Raw genomic sequence first — 213 nt, 5'->3', positions numbered from 1 at the left:
CTTGTCCGCAATGATCACTTCTGCATCGGGCACCTTGGCAATCAACGAGGCCGCCTGCGAACAATCATTGGTCTGGCCTCCGGTCACGTCAAATGCAATAGGCAGCCCACAAGCGTCTACAGCCAAGTGAATCTTGCTGGTGTTACCGGCTCGGCTTTTTCCGATGGCCTGGTCCTGCGTGCTGGCAGCACCTGCGCTGTGCTGATGAGCCTT

At 57.3% G+C, this 213-nt stretch carries 1 protein-coding gene; it reads right to left on the bottom strand.

Annotated elements, in window-relative coordinates:
- On the bottom strand, positions 1 to 213 hold a 213-nt coding region (locus tag DW49_RS0107635; protein ID WP_024421206.1), incomplete at both ends, for an IS5/IS1182 family transposase.

Origin of the sequence: Pseudomonas avellanae BPIC 631 (genome assembly GCF_000444135.1) — a bacterium.
Classification (GTDB): Bacteria; Pseudomonadota; Gammaproteobacteria; order Pseudomonadales; family Pseudomonadaceae; genus Aquipseudomonas; species Aquipseudomonas avellanae.
This window is presented reverse-complemented; position numbering and strand designations above follow the sequence as displayed.